Source organism: Bradyrhizobium sp. UFLA06-24 (assembly GCF_054967145.1).
On the sequence record NZ_JADFUE010000075.1, the window covers coordinates 18,131 to 27,368 of the forward strand.

Annotated in this window: 5 protein-coding genes; 3 read left to right on the forward strand and 2 right to left on the reverse strand. The window is 65.0% G+C overall.

Annotation, left to right across the window (positions count from 1 at the left end; translation table 11 throughout):
* The first annotated feature begins 5 nt into the window (after positions 1-5).
* Positions 6-3,155, forward strand: a complete 3,150-nt coding sequence (locus IF809_RS33560) for an efflux RND transporter permease subunit (protein ID WP_462839691.1) — start codon at positions 6-8, stop codon at positions 3,153-3,155.
* Between the two features lie 255 nt (positions 3,156-3,410).
* On the opposite strand, the gene IF809_RS33565 is transcribed toward IF809_RS33560, so the two are convergent.
* Together IF809_RS33565 and IF809_RS33570 are read right to left on the reverse strand one after the other, a co-directional pair.
* Positions 3,411-5,678 (reverse strand): cation:proton antiporter domain-containing protein, encoded by a 2,268-nt coding sequence (locus IF809_RS33565; protein ID WP_462839692.1) that lies wholly within the window; start codon positions 5,676-5,678, stop codon positions 3,411-3,413.
* A gap of 253 nt (positions 5,679-5,931) precedes the next feature.
* Positions 5,932-7,104 (reverse strand): MFS transporter, encoded by a 1,173-nt coding sequence (locus IF809_RS33570; protein WP_462839693.1) that lies wholly within the window; start codon positions 7,102-7,104, stop codon positions 5,932-5,934.
* Between the two features lie 51 nt (positions 7,105-7,155).
* On the opposite strand from IF809_RS33570, the gene IF809_RS33575 reads away from it, so the two are divergent.
* The gene (locus tag IF809_RS33575) at positions 7,156-8,031 is read left to right on the forward strand and encodes an AraC family transcriptional regulator (protein ID WP_462839694.1); all 876 of its coding nucleotides are present in this window, start codon (positions 7,156-7,158) and stop codon (positions 8,029-8,031) included.
* Positions 8,032-8,243: 212 nt separating this feature from the next.
* On the forward strand, positions 8,244-9,238 hold a 995-nt coding region (locus IF809_RS33580), incomplete at its 3' end, for a malonyl-CoA decarboxylase domain-containing protein (RefSeq protein WP_462839695.1).

Genomic DNA, 9,238 nt, shown 5'->3' on the forward strand with positions numbered 1-9,238 from the left:
CAGCCATGATCTCAAAATTCTTCATCGAGCGGCCGGTCCTCTCGAACGTCATCGCGCTCTTGATGATCCTGATCGGCGGCGTTGCGCTGTTCAACCTCGCGATCGCACAATATCCCGATGTGGTGCCGCCCACGGTGCAGGTGACGACGCGTTATCCGGGCGCCAGCGCCAAGACCGTGATCGACACCGTGGCGCTGCCGATCGAGCAGCAGGTCAACGGCGTCGAGGACATGCTCTACATGCAGTCCTACAGCGGCTCCGACGGTACTTACACGCTGACCGTGACCTTCAAGATCGGCACCGATCTCAACTTCGCGCAGGTGCTGGTGCAGAACCGCGTCTCCAGCGCGCTGTCGCAGCTGCCGTCAGCCGTGCAGAACCAGGGCGTCACCGTGCAGAAGCGGTCGACCTCGATCCTGCTGTTCGTGACGCTGACATCGCCCGACAAGACCTTCGACAGCCTTTACCTGAGCAACTACGCCACTATCAACATCCGTGACGAGCTCTCCCGCCTGCCCGGCGTCGGCAATGTCACGGTGTTCGGTGCCGGCCAGTATTCGATGCGGGTCTGGCTCGATCCGAACAAGCTGCAAGTCCGTGGGCTCGTGCCGCAGGACGTCATCAACGCGATCCAGCAGCAGAGCCAGCAGGTCTCCGCCGGACAGGTCGGCGCGCCGCCGACGCCGCCGGGACAGGCGTTCCAGTACACCCTCAACGTCAACGGCCGGCTCGACGACACCAGCCAGTTCGAGAACATCATCGTCAAATCGGGCACCAGCGGCGACGTCACGCGGGTGCGCGACGTCGGCTGGGTCGAGCTCGGCGCGCAGACCTACAGCCAGATTTTTTCGCTGAACAAGCAGCCCGCCACCGGCATCGGCGTATTCCAGTCGCCCGGCGCCAACGCGCTCGAGGTCGAACAGGCCGTCGAGAAGAAGATGGTGGAGCTTGCCAAGCGCTTTCCGGAAGGCATCAAGTACGACACGCCGTTCGACACCACGAAATTCGTCAACGCCTCGGTGCACGAGGTCTACATGACCCTGATCGAGGCGGGCCTCCTGGTGCTGATCGTGATCCTGGTGTTCCTGCAGGACTGGCGCGCGATGCTGGTGCCGGCGACCACCGTGCCGGTCACCATCATCGGGGCCTTCGCGGCGATGGCGGCGCTCGGCTTCACCATCAACATGTCGACGCTGTTCGCGATCGTGCTCGCCATCGGCATCGTGGTCGACGACGCCATCGTCGTGGTGGAAGGCGCGGCGCACAATATCGAAAAAGGCATGAACGGCCACGACGCCGCGATCAAGGCGATGGACCAGCTGTTCGCGCCGATCGTCGGCATCACGCTGGTGCTGATCTCGGTATTCCTGCCGGCCTCGTTCCTCGCCGGCCTCACCGGGCGCATCTACTCGCAATTCGCGCTGGTGATCGCCGCGACCGCGCTACTCTCCGCCGTCAACGCGGCGACGCTGAAGCCGACGCAATGCGCGCTATGGCTGCGGCCGTCAGTACCGCCCGAGCAGCGCAACGTCTTCTACCGCGGTTTCAACGCCGTCTACGACAAGGTCGAGCGCGGCTATACCAGGCTGATCACGTTCCTGGTGAAGCACGCCACCGTCTCGGTCGCGTTCGCATTGCTGGTGATCGGGGCCAGCGGCTACGGCCTGTCGCGGGTGCCGACCGGCTTCCTGCCGATCGAGGACCAGGGCTATCTGATCGCGGCCGTGCAACTGCCCGACGGCGCTTCGCTTGAGCGGACCCAGAAGGTGCTCGACAAGGCCGCCGACATCATCAAGGATACGCCCGGCGTCCAACAGGTCATCACCATCGCCGGCATCTCCGCGCTGGACAACAGCGCCAGCCTTGCCAATGCCGGCGTCGCCTACATCATCCTGAAGGACTGGGAGGCGCGCGGCAAAGGCGAGGATCTGCGCTCGCTGGTCTACGGCCTCAACGACAAGGTCGCCGATATCATGGAGGCGCGCACCTTGGTGCTGCCGCCGCCGCCCATTCAGGGCATCGGCAACGCCGCCGGCTTCTCCATGCAGGTCGAGCTGCGCGACGGCAACAGCGATTTCGCGAAACTCCAGGCGATCACCGGGGCGATGGTCAGCAACGGTCAGAGCCAGAGCGCGCTCCAGCGCGTGCAGTCCTCGTTCCGCTCGTCGGTGCCGCAATTCAATGTCGAGATCGACCGCATCAAGACCCAGACGCTGCACGTGACGACCGACCAGGTGTTCGCGGCATTGTCGACCTATCTCGGCTCGTCCTTCGTCAACCAGTTCAACAAATTCGGCCGCGTGTTCCAGGTCTACACCCAGGCCGATCCTGCCTTCCGCGTCACCGAGCGCGACATCGCCAACATGATGGTGCGCAACTCGAACGGCGACATGATCCCGATCGGCACCGTCGCCACCATCACGCCGGCCACCGGTCCTTCCCTGATCAGCCTCTACAATCTCTATCCCTCCTCGACCGTGATCGGCCTGCCGGCGCAGGGCTATTCGTCCGGCCAGTCGCTCAAGCTGATGGAGGAGATCGCAGACAAGACGCTGCCGCCGGGCACCGGTTATGAATGGACCGCGATGTCCTACCAGGAGAAGGCCGTCTCGAACCAGATCTACTGGGTGTTCGGCCTTGCCATGCTGCTGGTCTATCTCGTGCTCGCCGGCCAGTATGAGAGCTGGTACGCGCCGATCTCGGTGATCCTCGCGGTGCCCTTGTCGCTGCTCGGGCCGATGCTGATCCTCTCGGGTCTCAAGATCGACAACAACCTCTATTGCCAGATCGGCCTGATCCTGCTGATCGCGCTGTCGGCCAAGAACGCCATCCTGATCGTGGAGGTCGGACTCGAGCTGCACGGCCGCGACGGCAAGCCGATCATCGAATCCGCGATCGAAGCGGCGCGCGCCCGCTTCCGTCCTATCCTGATGACCTCGTTCGCCTTCATCCTCGGCGTGGTGCCGCTGGTGCTCGCGACCGGCGCCGGCGCCAGCGCGCGCAAGTCGATCGGCATCACCGTGTTCTCGGGCATGCTGGCCTCGACCTGCCTCGCGGTGCTGTTCGTGCCGGCCTTCTTCGTGGTGGTGCAGCGGTTCGAGAACTGGCGCGCGAGCAAGAAGGCGCCGAAGGCGGTCGCGGAGGTGAAGCCCTAAAAACAACCCCATGCACAGTAGGGATGGGGTAGAAAAGGTTCACAAACTTCGTTTTTGCAGAAGTTCGCCTGCGCCGTCGGGCAAAACACCGGCATAATGGCATGATGGGCCGCATGGGTAATGTGCCTCCTCCGTCGTTGCGAGGAGCTCGCGACAAAATCGCGTGGCAATTTTGCGCTGATGCGACGAAGCAATCCAGGCTGTCTCCGAGGAAAGATTCTGGATTGCTTCGCTGCGCTCGCAATGACGGCGGAGCTAGGCCTTCTCGCCTGACACCTGCCGCGCTTCCCCGCTCGACACCAGCAGCACCGACACCTTCGACTGCCTGAGCACGGCGTCGGCGACGCCGCCGAAGGAGAGATGATCGGCATGGATGCGGTCGACGCCCATGACGACGAGGTCGACATCGGTGGTGTCGATCTCGCGCAGGATCGCCGATTCCGGTGCCCGGTTCACCCGCAACGTGGTGGTGATGTCGACGTCGTAGCGGGCGGCGAGATCGCTGGCGTCTTTGAGGATGCCGGCTTCCTGGCTCAAGCCGCGAGAGGCGCCGCGCTGCGCGCCCTTGTCCCGGGTCGTCGCGACATAGATCACCCGAAGCGAGCCTGATCCGGCCTGCGTCAGCGCCACCGCGACCTCGGCGCCCCGCTTGGAGATGCCGCTGCCGGAGACCGGGACGAGGATGTTGAGCGCATCCGGCATCGGTTGCTTCAGATGCTTGCCCTTCGCCGCCACGATCGCGAGCGGTCCCTCGAATTTCGTGGCGATGTCTTCGATCCTGCGATCGAAGCGATCCTTGGCGACGGCGACCTTGTCGATGCCGACGACGAGGAGATCAAAGCCCTTGCGCGCTTCGTCGGTGATGGTCTCGCCGAGTTCGGCGCGCCTGGCGCGGGTGACGACATCGACACTGCCGGTGTCGCCGTCTCCGCCGGCGGAAACGGTTTCGGCGGCCCTCTTCACCACGGCCTCGTGGCTCTCCTCCTCGTCGCGGCCCCTCTCCTGCTCCTTGGCGCGCTTGCCGATATGCAGCACGGTGATCGGCAGGCCGCGCATGCCGGCGAGAAGGCCGATGACGTGCGAAGCGAAAGTGGCATTGACGCTCTCGTCGACAGCCAGCAGGGGGCGCTCGAGATTGGCAACGAAGCCGCGCTTCTCGAACTCCTCCCGCTCGAGGCGCTCCATCTCGTCCTTGCTCATCGGCAGCCCGGCCAGCGCCGCGCGCAGCATCGGCGGCATCGCCATCGTGGTCACGATCGCCATGGTGACGATCATCGTGAACAGATTCTGGCTGAGGACGCCGATGGAGAGACCGATGGTGGCGATGATCACCTCTGTCGAGCCGCGCGCGTTCATTCCGCTCGCGAGCGCCAGCGACTCTCGCGTACTCAAACCGCCGACGGTGCCGCCGACAAAGGCGCCGCCGAACTTGCCGACGCTGGCGATCACGACCAGGAGCCCGGTGAGCATCAGGAGATTGGGATCGCGCAGCACCGAGAGATCGGCGCTGAGGCCGGCAAGGCCGAAGAACACGGGCATGAAGAAACTGGAGATCAGCCCGCGCAGACGCTCGTCGATCTGCCGCGTCAGGATCGGGGACTCGCCGACCAGGATGCCGGCGACGAAAGCCCCGAGCACGGTGTGGACGCCGATCGCATGGGTGATCAGCGCCATCGCGCCCATCAGCAACAGGATCACGGTGATCACCGCCGCCGTGCTGACGAGATTGTCGTTTGCCCAGCGGATCAGCTGAAATACCAGCCGGCGGCCGATGGTGAAGCTGACCGCGAGGAAGGCGAGCGTGCCCAGCACCGCCTTCGCCACCGAGGCAATGTCCAGCGCACCTTGCGCGGCGAGGCTGAAGATGACGGCGATGATGATCCAGCCGATGGTGTCGTCGATCACGGCAGTCGCGACGATGATCTGGCCCACGTTGCGGCGCATGAAGTTCATCTCGCGCACCACCACGGCGACGATCTTCACCGAGGAGATCGATAGCGCCGTGCCCATGAACAGCGATGCGACGAGGCGCTGCTCCGGCTTCGGCAGCAGCGCATCGGGCAGGAACTCGCCGAGCGCGAAGCCGCAGGCAAAGGGCACCAAAATGCCGGCGATCGAGATCGCGATCGCGGCCTTGCCGATCTTCCTGACCAGCTTGAGGTCGGTCTCCATGCCGGTGAGCAGGAGCAGCAGGAGGATGCCGAATTGGGCGATGCCGTCGAGCATCGCCTTCTGCTCGGGTGCCTTCGGAAAGATCGCGGCTTGCGCCTCGGGCCAGAGCCAGCCGAACAGCGACGGTCCGAGCAGGATCCCGGCGAGCAATTCGCCGATCACCGAGGGCTGGCCGATCCGCTGCATGATCTCGCCGAGACCGCGGCCGACCGCGATCAGCAGCACGATCTGCGTCACCAGCAGGAATTCGGACGGGCCGGCCGATTTGCCGCCCTCCGCGCCGGCGGCGATGGTGGTGAGGATGAGCGCCGCGGGGACAAGGCCGACCGGTCGGAGCAGGCTCCACTGCATGCAGGTGCTTTTCCCCCGTTCGCTGACCCGGCGGAGTGCCGGGGCACCGGGATAGAACTTGCGGGGGGTGGACGGGGTTCCCTGACTTTCGGGCGGGTCAAGGTGCCGTCCCATCCGCCGTCATTGCGAGCGCAGCGAAGCATTCCAGGGTCCCTCCGCGGACGCAGTCTGGATTGCTTCGTCGCAGCCGCGCAAAATTGCTACGCAATTGTCGCTGAGCGCCTCGCAATGACGCGTGGAGAGAGTCTCGCCCTCACGCCGCCGCCGGCGTGCGGATCTCGCGCGGCAGAATGATCGCCGCCGCGATCGCCAGCAGGCACAGCGCTGCAAACGCGTGCAGCATGGTGACGAAGCCGCCTTGCTCGTAGAGCCAGGCGACGAGGCCCACCGACGCGCCCGCCGCGGTGAAACCGATGAAATAGCGCACGGCATAGGCGCGCGAGCGCCATTCCTCGCTGGTGTATTTGCCGACCATGGCATCGTTCACCGTGACCTGCCCGAACGCGCCCATCACGATGCCGATCGACACCAGGATCAGCGGCAGATTGCTCAGGCTCGCCGCGAGATAGAGGAACGGCGCCAGCATGAAGGACAGCGGCAAGGCGACCGTCTTCAGCGAATAGCGGTCGAGCAGCCGGCCGATCGTGTATTGCGTCATGGCGCCGAACACGTAGACGCAGGCCGCGATGACGCCCAGCAGCGCGGGGCTCCTGGTCAGATCCGCGAGCCGCTCCGCGAACAGTTTCGGTAGCGCGACGGTGACGGCGTTGAACGTGGTCGAGATCGCGATCACCACGATCAGCAGCGACAGCACCACGCGCCACATGTCCTGCTTGGCGACGCGCGCCTGCGCGGCCGCCTGCTTGGAGCCCTTGCGGTCCTCGTGCACGACCATCATCGCGAAGGCGAAGCCGATCAGGATGGTGACGATACCAGGAATGATGAAGGCAAAGCGCCAGCCGAGATATTGCCCGATCACGCCGGTGACCAGCGCGGATGAGGCCACGCCGAGATTGCCCCAGACGCCGTTCATGCCCATCTCGCGGCCGAGCCTGTCGGCATAGGACACGATCATCGCGGTGCCGACCGGGTGATAGATCGAGGCGAACACGCCGATCGCGAGCAGCGCGGCGCCGAGCTGCAGCGGCGTCTGCACGAAGCCGACCGAGATCATGGAGAGGCCGATGCCGACGAAGAAGATCAGCATCATGTGGCGACGGCTCCAGCGGTCGCCGAGCCAGCCCGTCAGCAGCGAGCCGGCGCCGAAGGCGATGAACCCCGGAGTCGCGTAAGGAAGCAGTTCCGAATAAGCCATGCCGAGCGCCGGCCCCATGATGATCACGGCGGCGGCGAAGATCAGCATCGAATAATGGTCGATGAAATGGCCTGCGTTGACGAAACTGATGACCCTGCCGGGGCTGTTCATTCGGAATCCTCTCCTGCTCCGAAATGAGTTATATGTCATGGCCATGACGGGATGCTGCCAATGACTGTCTTGGAAACGCCAATCTTGGAAACGCCAATCCTGCGGGAGGTCCGGAGCAACCACCGCTCGCCGGCGGGCGTGCACCTGGTCGCGCGCGACTACCCCAGGGGCATGCGGATCGATCCGCACATGCACCGCGAGGCGCAGTTGATCTATGCCGCCAAGGGCACGATGCAGGTGACGACACCAGGCGGACGCTGGCTGGTGCCGCCGGACCGTGCGGTCTGGGTGCCGGCCGGGCTCCAGCACGCCATCGACCTGCTTGCCGACATCGAGATGCGCACGCTCTATTTCGACCTCGCCTGGTTGAAGCGCGAAAAGCGCTATGAGGGACTGACCAGGGAGTTCGTGGTGCGGGTGTCGCCGCTGCTCAACCAGGCGATCCTGGCGCTGTTCGATTCGCGCAACACCGAGGAGCGCACCGAGCTCCTGGTCCGCCTGGTGATGCTGGAGTTGCAGCAGGCCGAGGATTCCGCGACCTTCGTGCCGCTGCCGCACGAGCCGCGCTGCCGCCGCGCCGCAATGATCGTGCTCGACGATCCCACGGGCCTCCACGACATCGACACGCTGGCGCGGGAGGTCGGAACCTCCGCACGGACGCTGTCGCGATTGTTCTCGACCGAGACGCAGCTCAGCTTCAAGAGCTGGTGCCAGCGCGCCCGCATCGCGTCCGCGATCCAGCTTTTGTCAACCGATGTCAATGTCTCGGTAAAGCAGCTCGCGACCCAGCTCGGCTATGCCAGCGTCCCGGCGTTTTCAGCCGCGTTTCGCCAGGTGACCGGGCGGACGCCGACGGAGTTTGCAACACACTCGGTGTCCTCGCCCGGCTTGACCGGGCGATCCAGTACTCCGAGACAGCGCGGCTAGAACCGAGAAGCCGCGGCGTACTGGATGCCCCGGTCAAGCCGGGGCATGACAGCGATTGTGTGGCGGCACTCAACCCTCACCCGGCATGACGGCATTCTCCAAGCGCACAGCCCGACTAAAGATGCCGCATTCCGCCGCTTGATTGTGATCGGCTTCCGCTTAAATCCCGTGTAAGCTTCCGCACCGCACAAACCCGGATTCGAAAAGCCCAGATGGCCAATGCCTTCTTCTCCGACCTGCTTGCCACCATTTCCGAGCGCGGCCGCACGCTGCTGCGACGTGGGGATTCCGCCGATACCAGGCAGGACGCCGACGGGCTGATCGCGCTCTGCAGCGCGCTACTGTCGGGTCGGGGCGAGGCCTCCGGCACCGCCATGGCGCGCGAGGTGCTGGACATCTACCGGGAGTTGGATGCGGCAGGACGCCGCGCCTTCTTCGAAGGGCTGGTGCGCGATTTCGGCCCGGACCGCGAGCGCCTGACCAAGGCGATCGAAACGTGGCGCACCAAGCCCAGCGACGAGGACGCGAGCGCGCTGCATTTCGCCTCGGAACCGCGACGGCAGGAGCTGATCCGCCGCCTCAACCGCGCGCCGGGCGGCACCGGCGATCTCGTCGCCATGCGTGCCGACCTGCTCGGCATGATGAACGGACACACCGATCTCGCCGCGCTCGACCACGACATCTCGCATCTGCTCTCGTCATGGTTCAACAGGGGGTTTCTCGTGCTGCGCCGGATTGACTGGTCGACCCCGGCCAACATCCTCGAAAAGATCATTCGCTACGAGGCCGTCCACGAGATCAGCGACTGGGACGATCTGCGCCGCCGCATCGATCCGGTCGACCGCCGCTGCTACGCCTTCTTCCACCCCGCGATGGTCGACGAGCCCTTGATCTTCGTCGAGGTGGCGCTGACCGAGACGATCCCAGGCGCGATCGCGCCGCTATTGGCGGTGGATCGCCAGTACCTGCCGACCGAGAAGGCGCGCACCGCCGTCTTTTATTCGATCTCGAATACGCAACGTGGCCTCGGCGGCATTTCGTTCGGCAGCTTCCTGATCAAGCAGGTGGTGGAGGAGCTGCGCCGCGAGCTGCCCAAGCTCGACACCTTCGTGACGCTGTCGCCGGTGCCCGGCTTCATGCCATGGATCAAGCAGGACAAGGAGCTGCCGCTGTCGGACGAGGACCGCGAATTGCTGAAGCGGCTCGA

What these genes read in the sequence shown, in the direction of transcription:
- IF809_RS33560 (WP_462839691.1), top strand. Translation starts at nt 6, where the DNA reads ATGATCTCAAAATTCTTCATCGAGCGGCCGGTCCTCTCGAACGTCATC.
- IF809_RS33565 (WP_462839692.1), bottom strand. Translation starts at nt 5,678, where the DNA reads ATGCAGTGGAGCCTGCTCCGACCGGTCGGCCTTGTCCCCGCGGCGCTC.
- IF809_RS33570 (WP_462839693.1), bottom strand. Translation starts at nt 7,104, where the DNA reads ATGAACAGCCCCGGCAGGGTCATCAGTTTCGTCAACGCAGGCCATTTC.
- IF809_RS33575 (WP_462839694.1), top strand. Translation starts at nt 7,156, where the DNA reads ATGCTGCCAATGACTGTCTTGGAAACGCCAATCTTGGAAACGCCAATC.